The 15,258-nt window shown below is 56.6% G+C and carries 18 protein-coding genes; 11 read left to right on the top strand and 7 right to left on the bottom strand.

Annotation, left to right across the window (positions count from 1 at the left end):
• Position 1 precedes the first annotated feature (1 nt).
• Genes rfaC through ACMGG5_RS06410 form a run of 3 tightly spaced genes read left to right on the top strand, consistent with a single transcriptional unit; the run spans position 2 to position 3,190 of the window.
• Positions 2 to 988: a lipopolysaccharide heptosyltransferase RfaC gene (gene rfaC / locus ACMGG5_RS06420; RefSeq protein ID WP_024906620.1), complete on the top strand. Its 987-nt coding sequence runs from the start codon at positions 2 to 4 to the stop codon at positions 986 to 988.
• Positions 981 to 2,084, top strand: a complete 1,104-nt coding sequence (rfaQ, locus tag ACMGG5_RS06415) for a putative lipopolysaccharide heptosyltransferase III (protein WP_420277616.1) — start codon at positions 981 to 983, stop codon at positions 2,082 to 2,084. The genes rfaC and rfaQ overlap by 8 nt, the downstream gene beginning before the upstream one ends.
• Positions 2,081 to 3,190: a glycosyltransferase family 4 protein gene (locus ACMGG5_RS06410; RefSeq protein WP_090420366.1), complete on the top strand. Its 1,110-nt coding sequence runs from the start codon at positions 2,081 to 2,083 to the stop codon at positions 3,188 to 3,190. The genes rfaQ and ACMGG5_RS06410 overlap by 4 nt, the downstream gene beginning before the upstream one ends.
• Here ACMGG5_RS06410 and ACMGG5_RS06405 read toward each other — a convergent pair.
• The gene (locus tag ACMGG5_RS06405) at positions 3,169 to 4,272 is read right to left on the bottom strand and encodes a glycosyltransferase family 4 protein (protein WP_024906623.1); all 1,104 of its coding nucleotides are present in this window, start codon (positions 4,270 to 4,272) and stop codon (positions 3,169 to 3,171) included. The genes ACMGG5_RS06410 and ACMGG5_RS06405 overlap by 22 nt on opposite strands.
• 157 nt (positions 4,273 to 4,429) lie before the next feature.
• Here ACMGG5_RS06405 and ACMGG5_RS06400 point away from each other — a divergent pair, with 157 nt between their 5' ends.
• The 4 genes from ACMGG5_RS06400 to coaD all read left to right on the top strand — a co-directional run bounded on the left by ACMGG5_RS06400 (position 4,430) and on the right by coaD (position 8,007).
• A complete protein-coding gene (locus ACMGG5_RS06400; RefSeq protein WP_024906624.1) occupies positions 4,430 to 5,413 on the top strand; it encodes a glycosyltransferase in 984 nt (327 codons plus the stop codon).
• Between the two features lie 66 nt (positions 5,414 to 5,479).
• On the top strand, positions 5,480 to 6,754 hold the full coding sequence (waaA, locus tag ACMGG5_RS06395) for a lipid IV(A) 3-deoxy-D-manno-octulosonic acid transferase (protein ID WP_024906625.1): 1,275 nt from the start codon (positions 5,480 to 5,482) through the stop codon (positions 6,752 to 6,754).
• Entirely contained in the window at positions 6,754 to 7,524 is a 771-nt protein-coding gene (locus ACMGG5_RS06390; RefSeq protein ID WP_420277615.1) for a glycosyltransferase family 2 protein, read from the top strand. The genes waaA and ACMGG5_RS06390 overlap by 1 nt, the downstream gene beginning before the upstream one ends.
• A gap of 3 nt (positions 7,525 to 7,527) precedes the next feature.
• A complete protein-coding gene (coaD, locus tag ACMGG5_RS06385; protein ID WP_024906627.1) occupies positions 7,528 to 8,007 on the top strand; it encodes a pantetheine-phosphate adenylyltransferase in 480 nt (159 codons plus the stop codon).
• Positions 8,008 to 8,009: 2 nt separating this feature from the next.
• Here the strand turns inward: coaD and mutM are convergent, their stop codons facing one another.
• The 4 genes from mutM to radC all read right to left on the bottom strand — a co-directional run bounded on the left by mutM (position 8,010) and on the right by radC (position 10,205).
• The gene (gene mutM, locus ACMGG5_RS06380; protein ID WP_420277614.1) at positions 8,010 to 8,819 is read right to left on the bottom strand and encodes a bifunctional DNA-formamidopyrimidine glycosylase/DNA-(apurinic or apyrimidinic site) lyase; all 810 of its coding nucleotides are present in this window, start codon (positions 8,817 to 8,819) and stop codon (positions 8,010 to 8,012) included.
• 72 nt (positions 8,820 to 8,891) lie between these two features.
• Entirely contained in the window at positions 8,892 to 9,059 is a 168-nt protein-coding gene (rpmG, locus tag ACMGG5_RS06375; RefSeq protein ID WP_003024094.1) for a 50S ribosomal protein L33, read from the bottom strand.
• 22 nt (positions 9,060 to 9,081) lie between these two features.
• Positions 9,082 to 9,318 carry a 50S ribosomal protein L28 gene (rpmB, locus tag ACMGG5_RS06370; RefSeq protein ID WP_002436699.1) on the bottom strand — a complete coding sequence of 79 codons (237 nt, stop codon included), beginning with the start codon at positions 9,316 to 9,318 and terminating at the stop codon, positions 9,082 to 9,084.
• 218 nt (positions 9,319 to 9,536) lie between these two features.
• Positions 9,537 to 10,205 (bottom strand): RadC family protein, encoded by a 669-nt coding sequence (gene radC / locus ACMGG5_RS06365; protein WP_048992806.1) that lies wholly within the window; start codon positions 10,203 to 10,205, stop codon positions 9,537 to 9,539.
• Between the two features lie 172 nt (positions 10,206 to 10,377).
• On the opposite strand from radC, the gene coaBC reads away from it, so the two are divergent.
• From coaBC to slmA, 3 genes are all read left to right on the top strand, one after another.
• Positions 10,378 to 11,589: a bifunctional phosphopantothenoylcysteine decarboxylase/phosphopantothenate--cysteine ligase CoaBC gene (coaBC, locus tag ACMGG5_RS06360; protein WP_024906629.1), complete on the top strand. Its 1,212-nt coding sequence runs from the start codon at positions 10,378 to 10,380 to the stop codon at positions 11,587 to 11,589.
• Positions 11,567 to 12,025: a dUTP diphosphatase gene (gene dut, locus ACMGG5_RS06355; RefSeq protein WP_008502691.1), complete on the top strand. Its 459-nt coding sequence runs from the start codon at positions 11,567 to 11,569 to the stop codon at positions 12,023 to 12,025. Before coaBC ends, dut begins: the two co-directional genes overlap by 23 nt.
• 120 nt (positions 12,026 to 12,145) lie before the next feature.
• Complete coding sequence (gene slmA, locus ACMGG5_RS06350) at positions 12,146 to 12,742, top strand: nucleoid occlusion factor SlmA (protein WP_024906630.1); 597 nt, start codon at positions 12,146 to 12,148, stop codon at positions 12,740 to 12,742.
• 83 nt (positions 12,743 to 12,825) lie between these two features.
• Here slmA and pyrE read toward each other — a convergent pair whose 3' ends face one another.
• Both pyrE and rph read right to left on the bottom strand, forming a co-directional pair.
• Complete coding sequence (gene pyrE / locus ACMGG5_RS06345; protein ID WP_048992803.1) at positions 12,826 to 13,467, bottom strand: orotate phosphoribosyltransferase; 642 nt, start codon at positions 13,465 to 13,467, stop codon at positions 12,826 to 12,828.
• Between the two features lie 67 nt (positions 13,468 to 13,534).
• The gene (gene rph / locus ACMGG5_RS06340; RefSeq protein ID WP_024906632.1) at positions 13,535 to 14,251 is read right to left on the bottom strand and encodes a ribonuclease PH; all 717 of its coding nucleotides are present in this window, start codon (positions 14,249 to 14,251) and stop codon (positions 13,535 to 13,537) included.
• A gap of 125 nt (positions 14,252 to 14,376) precedes the next feature.
• Between rph and ACMGG5_RS06335 the strand changes: the two genes are divergently transcribed.
• A complete protein-coding gene (locus ACMGG5_RS06335) occupies positions 14,377 to 15,240 on the top strand; it encodes a YicC/YloC family endoribonuclease (protein WP_061716219.1) in 864 nt (287 codons plus the stop codon).
• Positions 15,241 to 15,258 lie beyond the last annotated feature (18 nt).

The raw sequence follows: 15,258 nt of genomic DNA, 5'->3' as shown, positions 1-15,258 counted from the left end.
AATGCGGGTACTGATCGTTAAAACTTCTTCGATGGGCGATGTTCTGCATACGCTGCCGTCACTGACGGACGCCATGCGGGCCATTCCCGGTATTCGTTTTGACTGGGTGGTGGAGGAAGGCTTCGCGCAGATCCCCACCTGGCATGAAGCGGTTGACCGCGTGATCCCGGTGGCGATTCGCCGCTGGCGCAAAGCGTGGTTCTCCGCGCCGATTAAAGCCGAACGCAAAGCCTTCCGTGAGGCGGTGCAGGCACAGCGTTACGACGCCATCATCGACGCCCAGGGGCTGGTGAAAAGCGCCGCGCTGGTCACGCGTCTGGCACACGGCGTAAAGCACGGGATGGACTGGCACAGCGCCCGCGAACCGCTGGCGAGCCTGTTTTATAACCGTCGTCATCACATCGCAAAGCAACAGCATGCGGTGGAACGTACCCGCGAGCTGTTTGCCAAAAGCCTGGGCTATGCGAAACCGGAAACCCAGGGCGACTATGCAATTTCCCGGCATTTCCTGCACGCCTCATCGCAGAAAAGCGACCCTTATTTGATTTTCCTTCACGCGACAACCCGCGATGACAAGCACTGGCCGGAAGCGTACTGGCGCGAACTGATCGGCCTGCTGGCAAGCGCGGGGCTGCGTATTAAACTCCCGTGGGGCGCACCGCACGAAGAGGCACGGGCCAAACGTCTGGCAGAAGGGTTTGATTACGTGGACGTTCTGCCACGCATGAAACTTGACGGCGTCGCTCAGGCGCTGGCAGGCGCTACGGCTGTGGTCTCCGTGGATACGGGCCTCAGCCACCTGACGGCGGCGCTGGACCGTCCTAACATCACGCTTTACGGCCCAACGGACCCGGGCCTGATCGGCGGCTATGGAAAAAATCAGTATATCTGCCGCCCGGAACACTCATCGCAGTTGAGCGATCTCAGCGCCGCTGCGGTATTTGCGCAATTAGAGCCTTTGCTGGCAGCAGAGAGAGCCTATGTCTGATTTTTTCTCAGCGGAGCGCCCGCCAAAGCGCGTGCTGATTATTAAGCTGCGTCACCACGGTGACGTTCTGCTTATCTCGCCGGTTTTTACCGTGCTGAAAAAGAACTGGCCGAACGTGGAGGTCGACGCGCTGGTCTATGACGACACGCAGGCGATGCTGACCAGCCACCCGCATATCGACCAGGTCCATACTATTGGGCGCAACTGGCGCAAAAAGGGGTGGTTTGAACAATTCCGCCTCTACCGCGCGCTGCTCAATACCCTAAAAGACCGTCAGTACGACGTGCTCATTAACCTGACCGAACACTGGCACGGCGCGCGTCTGGCGCGTCGCCTGAAACCGCGCGTCTCCGTCGGCTTTAAGCCGGATAAACGCGGGGGCCTGGCACGTCGTCGCTGGGTGAAGTCGTTCACCACGCTCTACCCGGCGATTCAGGACAACAGCCGCCATATGGTGGAAGTCAATCTGGATGCCCTGCGCCGAATCGGTATTCATCCCCAGTCCGACGAAGACAAGCATACGCTTTTTGTGCCTGGTGACGCGGCAGAAGCCTCTGTGGCCGAAAAACTGGCCGGGTTTGGGCTCAAGAGTAAATCCTATATCCTGGTTCACCCGACCTCGCGCTGGATGTTTAAGGCCTGGGATATCAAAAAGCTGGCAGCGACCATTGATAACCTGGCGGCGCGCGGCTTGCCAATTATCCTTTCCGCCGCACCGTCAAAAGAAGAGAAGGCCTACATGGACGAGCTGCGCGCTGCGCTCACCCAGCCGGTCTTTGATTTGAGCGGTCAGTTGAACCTGAAAGAACTGGGCGCGCTCATGAAGCACGCGCGGGTCTATTTCGGTGTGGACTCCATGCCGATGCACCTTGCAAGCGCCGTCGGTACCCCGACCGTCGCCATCTTTGGCCCTACCGGCGCCATCAAGTGGGCACCGTGGGGGGTGAACTATCGCGTAATCGTTGCCGGGTTTACCTGCCAGCCGTGCGGTAAAGCGGGCTGCGGAGACAGCGGTGTCTCAGACTGCATCACAGCCATCACCCCACAGCAGGTGCTGAGCGCCATCGACACGATGCTCCTGGAAAATCCTGCATGAAGCTGGCGATAGTCCGACAAACCTACAACCCCAACGGTGGTGCAGAACGTTTCGTCTCGCGCGCGCTTAACGTGCTGTCGCAGGACACGTCCCTGGACGTGACGCTGATTGCCCGCCAGTGGGAAGACGCCACCGGCTGGAAAACGCTGACGGTCAATCCGCCGTTCCGTAACCGTATCGCTCGTGAATCCGGCTTTGCCACCGAAGCCGCTTCGCATTTTGCGCAGTTTGATATTGTGCAAAGTCACGAGCGCATACCGGGAGCGACCATTTTCCGGGCCGGGGACGGGGTTCACGCCGCCTGGCTTGAGCAATATGGCCGCATCCTCTCGCCACTGGCGCGCTGGGCGCAATCTCTGAGCCGCTATCACCGCTACATTCTGCAGGCTGAGACGCAGATGTTTACCCATCCGCAGCTGCGCAAGGTGATCTGTAATTCGAAGATGGTGCGCGATGATATTGCCCGTCGCTTCGGGCTGTCGGAAGACAAGCTGACGGTGATCTACAACGGCGTAGACACCGTTCAGTTTAGCCCTGAGGTCCGCGCCCTTTCGCAGCGTGATGCACTGGGCATTCCCCGTAACGCACCGGTACTGGCGTATGTTGGGTCAGGTTTCAGTCGTAAAGGTGTCGCCACCGCGCTACGCGCCATTGTGCCGCATTCTGACGTCTGGCTGCTAATTGCCGGACGCGATAAACATGCGCGGAAGTTTGAAAAACTGGCACAGGCTCTGGGGGTTTCCTCACGCGTGAAGTTCCTGGGACCCGTTGCCAACGTGCGCGAAGTCTATGGGACGGCTGATGCTCTGATCCTGCCGACGCTTTACGATCCCTTCCCGAACGTCTGCGTGGAAGCGCTGGCCTGCGGTCTGCCGCTGCTTACCAGCCACGGCTGCGGTGCGGCGGAGTGGATAAACGAGGGTAAAAACGGCTGGGTGCGTGATGCGCTGGATAGCGAAGGCTACCAGCAGGCCATATCTCAATGGCTGAAAGGCCGTGAACAGGGTGTCGATTACTCCGCTGCTGCGCGTGCAACTGCGGAGCCCTTCACCCTGGACAGAATGGCGAAAGAGCTGCAGGCACTTTATCGCGATCTGCTGCGCTGAGCCGCATCGGAGAAGACCTTCTCCATCGCGTCCAGCATACATTCGCGGGTAAAATGTGTACTCAGATAGTCATACCCCTGTTGCGCGAGCGTCTCGCGAAGGGCTGAGTCGTCATAGAGTTTCATTATGGCATCGTGCAGTGCGTTTTCGTCGCGCTGCGCGATTAAAATGCCCGTCTGCCCGTTAATCACCGCATCTCCCGTTCCACCGGCGTCCGTCGCAATAGTTGCAATACGGGTGGCTAATGATTGCAGTACGCCCTGTGGAACACCTTCCATATCGTGCGAAGGACTCAGCGCAATATCAAAGGCCGGAAACCAGCGTTCCGGATCGGGTTGATGTCCCGCCATGACCACGCGCTGCTGTAATCCCAGCGCGGCGATTTCCTGTTCCAGCGTCGCCTTGTGCGGGCCTTCGCCGACAATCGCCAGCTTGATGTGTGGATTGTCGATTTTCGCCAGGGCGCGCAACAGTACGCTATGGCCTTTGTTCGGACGCAAATGCGACACCACGCCCAGCCAGAAATCGTCTCCGGACAGGCCACAATGCGCGCGGGCTTCGTGCTTATCTCCCGGGTGAAAACGCTGCGTATCGACACCGCTTGGCACCGAGGTACTCTGGGACATCGGCACGCCAATATTTGCCACCTGATGACGCAACGCCTCCCCCGTGGTCACGATATGCGCACAGGCCGTGCGGAACAGCCAGCGGGTCGTCCAGTTGTTGCGCGGTACGCCTGACGCATGACGGGTGCGGACCAGCGGCACAGGGTTGGCGAGCGTCAGATTCGCCAGCGCCACCAGCCATGTATCGGCAGAGTTGTGACTGTTGATAACGTCAATCGACTGACGGTTATCCTTCAGCCAGCGACGCAGCAACCGCAGATTTTTAAGGTTCTTGCGCTTCAACGGCATCGTGACAACCGTCAATCCGGCATTGCGCGCCAGCGCATGCAGCGGCGCGGTTTCCGGACAAAGGAGAGTAACCTGATGGCCACGCTGAATCATCCCAAGCGATTCGTTGATAATGCGCAGAGGCTGTCCGCCTTTGCCACCGTCTGCTTCAGTGTGAACAATATGCATACATTTCCTGTTAAGAATCTCGTCCGCGTGACGCTAATTTGCCGCCTGGCAGGATCTTTGTCCCTCCAGGCATATGTTTTTAGTATCCACCAGATATAATACAGCACGAATGGTATCACCATATTGGGTGGCCTGCCCTGAACACAACGGAGAAAGCATGTCCGACACACCTTTATTGAGCCTTGTAGTCGCCGTCTATAACGGTGAAAAATTCCTCAGCGCATTTTTCGACAGTATCAAAGCTCAACATCTGGACAGTCTGGAACTGGTCGTTGTGAACGACGGGTCAAGCGACAACTCCTCGGCCATCATTGCGCAGTACGCCGGAGAATTCCCGTTCTACAAGGTCATTGACCAGGCGAACCAGGGCGTCTCGGCGGCCCGTAATACGGGTCTGGCGCAAGCGACAGGCGAGTACGTCGCGTTCCCGGATATCGACGATGTCATTTATCCGGGCATGTATCCGCGACTGCTTGAAATGGCCAAAAATAACAATCTCGATGTGGCTACCTGCAACGGCACGTATATCTACGATGACGGCAGGCCGTCGAAGAAAATCTTCCCGTCCGACAAACTGCAATCTACAGACGTGCTGGATGGCCCAACGTGGCTACAGCGCGCGCTGGCGTCGCGTAAATTCCTGCACGTTACCTGGCTGAATATTTATCGCCACGCATTTATTAAAGAGCAGGGTTTCACCTTTGAGCATGGTCTGCGTCATCAGGATATCCCGTGGACCACTGAAGTGCTGCTTACTGCAAAACGCGTGCAGTACACTGACGAAACGTTCTACGACTACCTGATTCATTCCGCCTCCGTCTCGCACACGCCAGGAACGGATGACACGCGTATGCGTAACGCCCGTCACTACATGAAAATCCTGGAAATGCTGGATGTTATCAACCAGCGCTACCCGGAGGCCGTGCGCCGGGTGCCGGCCTGCAGGTGGCAAATTGCAAAAGAGGGGCTGGGCATTCTGCACGCTATTAACAACATCGGCGATCTCAGCAAAAAACGCGAAATCATCCGTGAACTGTTCGACCGCGGTATCTGGGCACTCATCTGGAAAAATGCCCGTGGACTGCGCCAGCACTGGCGGCTGGGTCGCCGTTATTTCCGTTTGAAACGGTATCTGGCATAAGAGATAGCTTTACCTGGCTTAAATGCTTAGAATTTGCCCGCCGAAACTAAAAAAACGGATAATCGCTTGGAATTGTTGTATACCGCTCTGCTCTACATCATTCAGCCACTGGTGTGGCTGAGGCTGTTGCTTCGTAGCCGTAAAGCGCCTGCGTATCGTAAACGCTGGGCTGAACGCTATGGCTTCTGCCGCAATAAAGTCGCTCCGGACGGTATTTTGCTGCATTCCGTTTCTGTCGGTGAAACGCTGGCGGCAATCCCGCTGGTTCGCGCCCTGCGTCACCGCTACCCGTCGCTGCCAATTACCGTCACGACGATGACGCCAACCGGCTCGGAGCGCGCGTTATCCGCTTTTGGCAAAGACGTCCATCACGTCTATCTCCCTTACGATCTGCCCTGCGCCATGAATCGTTTCCTCAACACCGTGCGCCCGAAGCTGGTGATTGTGATGGAAACCGAACTGTGGCCGAACATGATTTCCGCCCTGCATGCCCGCAAAATTCCGCTGGTGATTGCCAACGCGCGCCTGTCAGAGCGCTCGGCGAAAGGCTACGGCAAGCTGGGTAAATTTATGCGCCGCCTGCTGAGCAAGATCACGCTGATCGCCGCACAGAATGAAGAAGATGCGGCACGCTTTGTCTCTCTGGGCCTCAAACGCAACCAGCTCGCGGTGACGGGCAGCCTGAAATTTGATATTTCGGTTACCCCTGAGCTCGCTGCCCGTGCGATCACGCTGCGTCGCCAGTGGGCCCCGCGTCGTCAGGTCTGGATTGCGACCAGTACCCATGACGGTGAAGAAGAGATCATCCTGCAGGCTCACCGCAAGCTGCTGGAAAGCTTCCCTGATTTACTGCTGATCCTCGTGCCCCGCCATCCGGAGCGTTTCAAAGATGCCCGTGAAATGGTGCAGAAAGGCGGTTTCAGCTTCACGTTGCGCAGCAGCGGTGAGATCCCTTCCGGCAGCACCCAGGTGGTGATTGGCGATACGATGGGCGAACTGATGCTGCTGTACGGCATTGCTGACCTCGCGTTTGTCGGTGGCAGCCTGGTCGAGCGTGGCGGACATAACCCGCTGGAGCCAGCAGCCCACGCCATTCCGGTGCTGATGGGGCCGCACACGTTTAACTTCAAAGATATCTGCGCGAAATTACAGCAGGCCGATGGTTTAATTACCGTGACCGATGCAGATTCAGTAGTCAAAGAGGTATCGACCCTTCTGACTGACGAAGATTATCGCCTGTGGTACGGGCGCCATGCGGTCGAAGTGCTGCACCAGAACCAGGGTGCCCTGACCCGTCTGCTGCAGCTTCTGCAACCTTACCTGCCCCAGCGGAGCCACTAATGTCAACGCGTCTGTCGGTCGTGATGATCGCCAAAAACGCCGCCGACCTGCTTCCGGACTGCCTGGCCTCCGTTGCCTGGGCTGACGAGATAGTCATTCTTGACTCCGGAAGTACGGACAACACGGTGGACGTTGCCCGGGCAGCGGGGGTAAAAGTGTTTATCGACACTGACTGGCAAGGCTATGGCATCCAGCGCCAGCGCGCGCAGGGGTATGCCACCGGTGAGTATGTTCTGATGCTCGATACTGACGAGCGTATTACGCCAGAACTTCAGCAGGCCATTCAGGCAGTGCTTTCTTCGCCTGAGCCTGGCGCCGTATACAGCATTGCCCGCCGCAACTACTTCCTTGGCCGTTTTATGCGCCACAGCGGCTGGTATCCTGACCGCGTGATGCGCCTCTACGAGCGCGAGCGGTATCAGTACAACGATAATCTGGTGCATGAATCCCTGAGCTGCGATAACGCCCAGGTGATCCCCCTGACGGGCGACCTGTTGCACCTGACCTGCCGCGATTTCGCCAGCTTCCAGCGTAAACAGCTCAACTATGCCACCGCATGGGCGCAGGAGCGTCACCAACGCTGCAAGAAGGCCTCGCTGACGGGTATCTTTACCCACACGCTGGGCGCGTTCCTGAAAACGCTGCTGCTGCGCGGCGGCGTACTGGACGGTAAGCAGGGCTGGTTACTCGCGGTAGTGAATGCCCAGTATACTTTCAACAAATACACCGAGCTGTGGGCGCTCTGCCGCGGCTACTCAGAGAAAACGTGAGCCATGAGCACAAAAGCGATTTATCCGGGTACCTTCGATCCGATCACCAACGGTCATCTTGATATCATCACCCGTGCGGCGTGCATGTTCGACAAGGTGATCCTGGCCATAGCCGCCAGCCCCAGCAAAAAGCCGATGTTTGACCTCAACGAGCGCGTACAGCTCGCCACCGATGCCATTTCGCACCTGCCGAATGTTGAGGTGGTCGGATTTAGCGACCTGATGGCTAACTTCGCCCGCGCTCAGCAGGCAAACATTCTGATCCGTGGTTTACGCGCGGTGGCAGACTTCGAGTATGAGATGCAGCTGGCGCACATGAACCGCCACCTGATGCCGGAGCTGGAGAGCGTGTTCCTGATGCCCTCCAAAGAGTGGTCGTTTATCTCGTCCACGCTGGTGAAAGAGGTGGCGCGTCATCACGGGGACGTTACCCATTTCCTGCCGGTTAACGTCCACCAGGCGTTGATGGAAAAGCTAAAGTAACCCTATTTCTGGCACTGACGGCAGTAGAACGTGGCGCGCTGGGCGTGCTTCGTGGCAATAACTGGCGTGCCGCAGACTCTGCACGGTTCGCCCTTACGGCCATACACCTGAAGCTCCTGGGCAAAATAGCCCGGCTTGCCGTCACTTTGCAGGAAGTCCTTCAGCGTTGTCCCGCCCTGCTCAATCGAGCGAAGTAATACGGCTTTAATCACCCGGACCAGCAGCTCACACTCCTGCGCCGACAGCGAAGAGGCCAGCCGATCGGGATGGATCCCGGCGGCAAACAGCGATTCGCTGGCATAGATATTCCCCACGCCGACCACCAGCTTGTTATCCATCAGCCAGGGCTTAATCGGGCTTTTCTTCTTCGCGCACTTCGCCTTGAGGTATTCCGCGTTAAACGCGTCTGAGAGCGGCTCCGGGCCCAGATGTGCCAGCACGTTATGCCCTTCCAGCTCCTTCGTCCACAGCCACGCGCCAAAGCGCCGTGGATCGGTGTAACGGAGCACTTTGCCGTTGCTCATCACCAGATCAACGTGGTCGTGCTTTTCCGCAGGCAGTTCTTCGGTAAGAACGCGCAGGCTCCCGGACATCCCCAGGTGGATAATGATCCAGCCGTCGGGAAGCTCCAGCAGCAGGTATTTCGCGCGGCGCTGCACGCTAAGGACGGGTTGATCGCTCAGGGCATGGATCTCATCGGACACCGGCCAGCGCAGACGCCCGTTACGGACAACCGCGTGAAGAATCGTCGCGCCGACCAGATGGGGTTCAATGCCGCGACGGCTGGTTTCTACCTCAGGTAATTCAGGCATGGTTCCTCCGTTGAGATACAGAATGCAAAAAACCCCGCAGTTGCGGGGTTTTTCGATACAAGGAGACTAAAATTATTTGATTTTAGCTTCTTTGTACAGTACGTGCTGGCGTACAACTGGATCGAATTTTTTCAGTTCCAGTTTTTCCGGCTTAGTACGTTTGTTCTTCGTGGTGGTGTAGAAGTGACCTGTACCAGCAGAAGAAACCAGCTTGATTTTCTCGCGAATACCTTTAGCCATGATTTATTTCCTCTTTAAGTACTTAGTACTTTTCGCCACGGGCACGCAGTTCAGACAGAACTGTATCGATGCCTTTCTTATCGATTACACGCATACCTTTAGCAGATACGCGCAGGGTGACAAAACGCTTCTCGCTCTCAACCCAGAAACGGTGAGAGTGCAGGTTCGGCAGGAAACGGCGTTTAGTCGCGTTCAGTGCGTGGGAACGGTTGTTACCGGTCACCGGACGCTTGCCAGTAACTTGGCAGACTCGGGACATGTCTATTCTCCAAAAATCAAATTAGCTCGAGCTTCGTATGGGGTATCGGCGCCTCGTCAGGCTTTACAGCCCGGTCATCGCATAGTTCTAAGTGAACTCTCGATTGCCAGGCCCAAATGCCAAACCCGAGATTCTCAAAGGTGGCGTAGTATACGCTGACTCGGCGGTGTGCTCAAGTCCCGAACAGACAAAGATCCCGATGGATCGCGAGAAATAGCCTAAATCCAGCCATGTTCTGCGAAAGAAATGTACTCACCGCGGCCAATTATCAGATGGTCCAGCACACGAATGTCCATGAATTGACAGCATTTGATAATGCGTTCGGTGATTTCTTTGTCCGCTCTGCTCGGTTCTGCACAGCCAGAGGGGTGATTATGCGCGAGGATCACGCCCGCTGCATTCACTTTTATCGCTTCCCGCACAATTTCACGCGGATGCACCTCAACGTGGCTCAACGTGCCCGCAAAGAGACAGCTATGTTTCAGCACCCGATTTCTGTTATCAACAAAGATCACCATAAAGATCTCGCGTTCAATATCGGTTAACTGGCTTTGCAGGAATTCGCGCGTCATCGCGGGCGTCAGGATCGGATCGTCCTTCTCCATGCGGACATTGTAAAAACGACGGGCAAGTTCGGCAATGGCCCGCAGCTGGGCATATTTCGCCACGCCGATCCCCTCAACGTGCGTAAACTGCGCCAGATCGGCGGTCAGTAAACTGTACAGCGAACCGAAACGTGCTATCAGCTCTTTTGCCAGCGTAAATACCGTTTTGCCGGGCGTTCCGGTACGTAAAAAGAGCGCCAGCAGTTCGTCATCTTTTAACAAGGTGACGTCGTAGCGCAGCAGTTTTTCACGCGGCAGCAGCTGTTCATCCTCTTCTTCCATGCTCTTTCTCCCTTTTTTAACCGCATGCTGCCACACGCCAATCCGGCGCTCGACGGCCACGTTGCGTTCTTGCGTAGCGCCTCGCAAAGTGGTCGAAGGACAAAATCACCCCGCTTTGGGGATTGTGATAAAATGCCTCCTCTCTGGTGAAACCCAACAGGAAAGAATCATGATGAGCCTGGCCGGTAAAAAAATCGTTCTTGGCGTGAGCGGCGGCATTGCTGCCTACAAAGCGCCGGAGCTGGTGCGTCGTCTGCGCGAGCGCGGGGCAGATGTGCGGGTCGCGATAACCGAAGGCGGTAAAGCCTTTATCACTCCCCTGAGCCTGCAGGCCGTTTCAGGATACCCGGTATCTGACAGCCTGCTCGATCCGGCCGCCGAAGCCGCGATGGGCCATATTGAGCTGGGTAAATGGGCTGACCTGGTTATCCTTGCCCCCGCCACGGCTGATTTAATCGCCCGGGTGGCGGCCGGTATGGCAAACGATCTGGTCTCTACCATTTGTCTGGCCACGCCTGCCCCTGTTGCCGTCGTTCCTGCCATGAACCAGCAGATGTACCGTAACGCGGCCACCCAGCACAATCTGGAGACGCTGGCCTCACGCGGCCTGCTTATCTGGGGTCCGGACAGCGGCAGCCAGGCCTGCGGCGATGTTGGCCCGGGTCGCATGCTTGACCCGCTGACGATTGTTGATATGGCCGCAGCCCATTTTTCGCCTGTCAACGATCTGCAACATCTCAACATCATGATTACCGCGGGCCCCACGCGCGAGCCGCTGGATCCAGTGCGCTACATCACCAACCACAGCTCCGGTAAAATGGGCTTTGCGATTGCCGCCGCCGCTGCGAAGCGTGGCGCGAACGTCACGCTGGTGAGCGGCCCGGTCTCGCTGCCTACCCCTGCGTTTGTGAAGCGAATTGACGTTACTACCGCGCTGGAGATGGAAGCCGCCGTACAGGCTCATGCACAAAGCCAGCAGATTTTTATCGGCTGTGCTGCCGTCGCAGACTATCGTGCCGAGACGATCGCCGAGGCTAAAATTAAAAAGCAAGGCGATGAATTAACACTAAAAATGGTAAAAAACCCGGACATTGTTGCCGGTGTCGCCGCACTAAAAAGCCACCGTCCATACGTTGTTGGGTTTGCCGCAGAAACGAATAATGTGGAAGAATATGCCCGGCAAAAACGTACCCGCAAAAACCTCGATTTGATTTGCGCGAACGACGTATCGCTGGCCACACAAGGATTTAACAGCGACAGCAACGCACTGCACCTTTTCTGGCAGGATGGAGATAAAGTCTTACCGCTTGAGCGCAAGGAACTCCTGGGCCAACAATTACTCGACGAGATCGTTACCCGTTATGATGAAAAAAATCGACGTTAAGATTCTGGACCCGCGTGTTGGCGAGCAATTCCCGCTGCCAACCTATGCCACCTCCGGCTCTGCCGGTCTTGACCTGCGCGCCTGTCTCGATGACGCCGTAGAACTGGCTCCGGGTGCCACTACCCTGGTTCCAACTGGCCTGGCCATTCACATTGCTGACCCGTCGCTGGCGGCGGTGATCCTGCCGCGTTCTGGCCTGGGCCATAAGCATGGCGTTGTGCTGGGGAACCTGGTCGGCCTGATCGACTCCGACTACCAGGGTCAGCTGATGGTCTCCGTCTGGAACCGTGGTCAGGACAGCTTCACCATTGAACCGGGTGAGCGTATCGCACAGATGGTCTTTGTACCGGTGGTACAGGCAGAATTTAACCTGGTGGCAGACTTTGACGCCACCGACCGCGGCGAAGGCGGCTTCGGCCATTCCGGGCGCAAATAACGGCCCGACAGACACGTATCTCACAGCGTCATAATGCAATAACAAACCGCAAACGCCCGTTTGCGGTCGCTGTGTGGATGCCAGCCTGGCAAGTGCTTATTTTCAGGGGTATTTTGTAACATGGCAGAAAAACAAACCGCGAAAAGGAATCGTCGCGAAGAAATACTTCAATCTCTGGCTCTGATGCTTGAATCCAGCGATGGCAGTCAACGCATCACCACCGCTAAACTGGCCGCCTCTGTGGGCGTGTCTGAGGCGGCGCTGTACCGTCATTTTCCGAGCAAGACCCGGATGTTCGACAGCCTGATCGAGTTTATTGAAGACAGCCTGATCACGCGCATCAACCTGATTCTGAAAGACGAAAAAGACACCACCGCGCGTCTGCGTCTGATTGTGCTGTTAATCCTGGGCTTCGGTGAACGCAATCCGGGCTTAACTCGTATCCTCACCGGCCACGCGCTGATGTTTGAGCAGGACAGACTGCAGGGCCGCATTAACCAGCTTTTCGAACGCATTGAAGCTCAGTTGCGCCAGGTACTGCGCGAAAAGAAAATGCGTGAAGGCGAAGGTTACAGCATTGATGAAACGCTGCTGGCGAGCCAGATTCTGGCGTTTTGTGAAGGGATGCTCTCTCGCTTTGTGCGCAGCGAGTTCAAATACTGTCCAACGGACGATTTTGACGCCCGCTGGCCGTTAGTGGCTGCTCAGTTGCAGTAACACCGTTGCCGGGTGGCGGCTTCGCCTTATCGGGCCTACGAAATGCGCAGGCCCGATAAGCGTAGCGCCACCGGGCAATTTAACTACACCCCGAACGCTTCCCGGTACGCACGTACCGCCGCCAGATGGTCCGCCATCTCAGGCTTCTCTTCCAGATACGCAATCAGGTCTTTCAGAGTGATAATCGACGTCACTTTGCAGCTGTAATCGCGCTCGACTTCCTGAATAGCGGAAATTTCCCCGCGACCACGCTCCTGACGATCAAGAGAAATCAGCACGCCAGCAAGCGTCGCACCGTTGGCCTGAATAATCTCCATCGATTCGCGGATCGCCGTACCGGCGGTGATCACGTCGTCCACCAGCATGACGCGGCCCTGCAGCGCGCTGCCGACCAGATTCCCGCCTTCACCGTGGGTTTTGGCCTCTTTGCGGTTAAAGCAGTATGGCACATCGCGGTCATGGTGTTCCGCCAGCGCCACCGCGGTGGTGGTCGCAATCGGAATGCCTTTATAGGCCGGGCCAAACAGCAGGTCAAAATCAATCCCGGAATCCACCAGCGCTTCGGCATAGAAACGGCCTAACAATGCCAGATCGCGCCCGGTATTAAACAGCCCGGCGTTGAAGAAATAGGGGCTCTTACGCCCGGATTTCAGCGTAAATTCGCCAAACTTGAGTACCTGCTTGTTGAGCGCAAACTCAATAAACTGGCGCTGATACGATTTCATGGATTTGCTCCTTTGGTTTTTCTGTCTTACAGGCAAAAAAAAGGCGACTCATTGGTCGCCTTTAAAATCAATTTTCTAACGCCGCTTTCTGCGTCGTTACAATAGATTCGATTCCCCCTCGGGCCAACGCCAGCAGAGAGAGAAGCTCTTCGTGAGTGAACGGCTCGCCTTCCGCCGTACCCTGTACTTCAATGATGCGACCGTCTTCGGTCATCACCACGTTCATGTCGGTTTCGGCTGCGGAATCTTCAACGTATTCCAGATCGCAAAGCGCTTCGCCGTTAACGATACCAACTGAAACCGCCGCAACCATGCCTTTCATTGGGTTGGTTTTCAGCTTGCCGGCCGCAACCAGCTTGTTCAGAGCGTCCGCCAGCGCCACGCAGGCACCGGTAATGGATGCGGTACGCGTACCGCCGTCTGCCTGAATTACGTCGCAATCGAGAGTGATGGTGAATTCGCCAAGGATTTTCAGGTCAACGGCGGCGCGAAGCGCGCGCGCGATTAGACGCTGAATCTCCATGGTACGACCGCCCTGCTTCCCCTTTGCCGCTTCACGGGCATTACGGGTATGGGTCGCACGCGGCAGCATACCGTATTCTGCGGTGATCCAGCCCTGGCCCTGACCTTTCAGGAAGCGCGGAACACCTTCTTCGATGGAGGCAGTGCACAGCACTTTAGTGTCACCAAACTCAACCAGCACGGAGCCTTCAGCGTGTTTTGTATAGTTACGGGTCAGGATGACGGGACGCACCTGGTTGGCGCTACGACCTGATGGACGCATGATGGATTCTCCGGCTTGAAACGAATGTGGCTGCGCATTATACGGATAAAGGACGCTTATTCCTATCCTGAGAAGCCCCCGAAAGCTATAATCCCCCCATCTCTCCTTTAAAAACGGGAATGTCTATGATCCGCAGTATGACCGCCTACGCCCGGCGTGAAATCAAGGGTAGCTGGGGTAGCGCCACATGGGAAATGCGCTCGGTAAACCAGCGTTACCTGGAAACGTATTTCCGTATGCCGGAGCAGTTCCGCAGCCTTGAGCCTGTTGTACGCGAGCGTATTCGTACGCGTCTGACGCGCGGTAAAGTGGAATGTAACCTGCGCTTTGAGCCTGATGCCAGCGCACAGGGCGAGCTGATCCTCAACGAAAAACTAGCGAAACAGCTCGTGAATGCGGCGAACTGGGTCAAAATGCAGAGCGATGAAGGTGAAATCAACCCGGTTGATATTCTGCGCTGGCCTGGCGTCATGGCAGCTGGAGAGCAGGATCTGGATGCCATTGCCGCTGAAATCCTGGCAGCCCTCGACGGCACGCTGGACGACTTTATCGTTGCCCGCGAAACCGAAGGTCAGGCGCTGAAAGCGATGATTGAGCAGCGCCTTGAAGGCGTGAGCACCGAAGTAGCCAAAGTCCGCACCCATATGCCGGAAGTGCTGCAGTGGCAGCGCGAACGCCTTGTCGCCAAACTGGAAGAAGCGGAAGTTCAGCTGGAAAACACCCGTCTGGAACAAGAGCTGGTGCTGATGGCGCAGCGTATCGATGTCGCTGAAGAGCTGGACCGTCTGGAAGCGCACGTTAAAGAGACCTACAACATTCTGAAGAAGAAGGAAGCGGTGGGCCGCCGTCTGGACTTTATGATGCAGGAGTTCAACCGCGAGTCGAACACCCTGGCGTCTAAGTCGATCAATGCAGACGTGACGAATTCAGCGATTGAGTTGAAAGTGCTGATTGAGCAGATGCGCGAGCAGATTCAGAACATCGAGTAATGCCTTTCGGGTGGTGTC

Origin of the sequence: Enterobacter sp. BNK-34 (assembly GCF_048684445.1) — a bacterium.
Lineage (GTDB): Bacteria > Pseudomonadota > Gammaproteobacteria > Enterobacterales > Enterobacteriaceae > Enterobacter > Enterobacter pseudoroggenkampii.
The sequence above is the reverse complement of the archived record's forward strand: the minus strand, read 5'-3'. Positions and strand labels throughout refer to the sequence as shown.

Coding starts and splice junctions, on each gene's coding strand:
- ACMGG5_RS06335 (WP_061716219.1), top strand. CDS start 14,377: ATGATCCGCAGTATGACCGCCTACGCCCGGCGTGAAATCAAGGGTAGC.
- ACMGG5_RS06390 (WP_420277615.1), top strand. CDS start 6,754: ATGTCAACGCGTCTGTCGGTCGTGATGATCGCCAAAAACGCCGCCGAC.
- mutM (WP_420277614.1), bottom strand. CDS start 8,819: ATGCCTGAATTACCTGAGGTAGAAACCAGCCGTCGCGGCATTGAACCC.
- rpmG (WP_003024094.1), bottom strand. CDS start 9,059: ATGGCTAAAGGTATTCGCGAGAAAATCAAGCTGGTTTCTTCTGCTGGT.
- dut (WP_008502691.1), top strand. CDS start 11,567: ATGATGAAAAAAATCGACGTTAAGATTCTGGACCCGCGTGTTGGCGAG.
- rpmB (WP_002436699.1), bottom strand. CDS start 9,318: ATGTCCCGAGTCTGCCAAGTTACTGGCAAGCGTCCGGTGACCGGTAAC.
- ACMGG5_RS06405 (WP_024906623.1), bottom strand. CDS start 4,272: ATGCATATTGTTCACACTGAAGCAGACGGTGGCAAAGGCGGACAGCCT.
- radC (WP_048992806.1), bottom strand. CDS start 10,205: ATGGAAGAAGAGGATGAACAGCTGCTGCCGCGTGAAAAACTGCTGCGC.
- coaBC (WP_024906629.1), top strand. CDS start 10,378: ATGAGCCTGGCCGGTAAAAAAATCGTTCTTGGCGTGAGCGGCGGCATT.
- slmA (WP_024906630.1), top strand. CDS start 12,146: ATGGCAGAAAAACAAACCGCGAAAAGGAATCGTCGCGAAGAAATACTT.
- ACMGG5_RS06410 (WP_090420366.1), top strand. CDS start 2,081: ATGAAGCTGGCGATAGTCCGACAAACCTACAACCCCAACGGTGGTGCA.
- rph (WP_024906632.1), bottom strand. CDS start 14,251: ATGCGTCCATCAGGTCGTAGCGCCAACCAGGTGCGTCCCGTCATCCTG.
- rfaQ (WP_420277616.1), top strand. CDS start 981: ATGTCTGATTTTTTCTCAGCGGAGCGCCCGCCAAAGCGCGTGCTGATT.
- rfaC (WP_024906620.1), top strand. CDS start 2: ATGCGGGTACTGATCGTTAAAACTTCTTCGATGGGCGATGTTCTGCAT.
- pyrE (WP_048992803.1), bottom strand. CDS start 13,467: ATGAAATCGTATCAGCGCCAGTTTATTGAGTTTGCGCTCAACAAGCAG.
- ACMGG5_RS06400 (WP_024906624.1), top strand. CDS start 4,430: ATGTCCGACACACCTTTATTGAGCCTTGTAGTCGCCGTCTATAACGGT.
- coaD (WP_024906627.1), top strand. CDS start 7,528: ATGAGCACAAAAGCGATTTATCCGGGTACCTTCGATCCGATCACCAAC.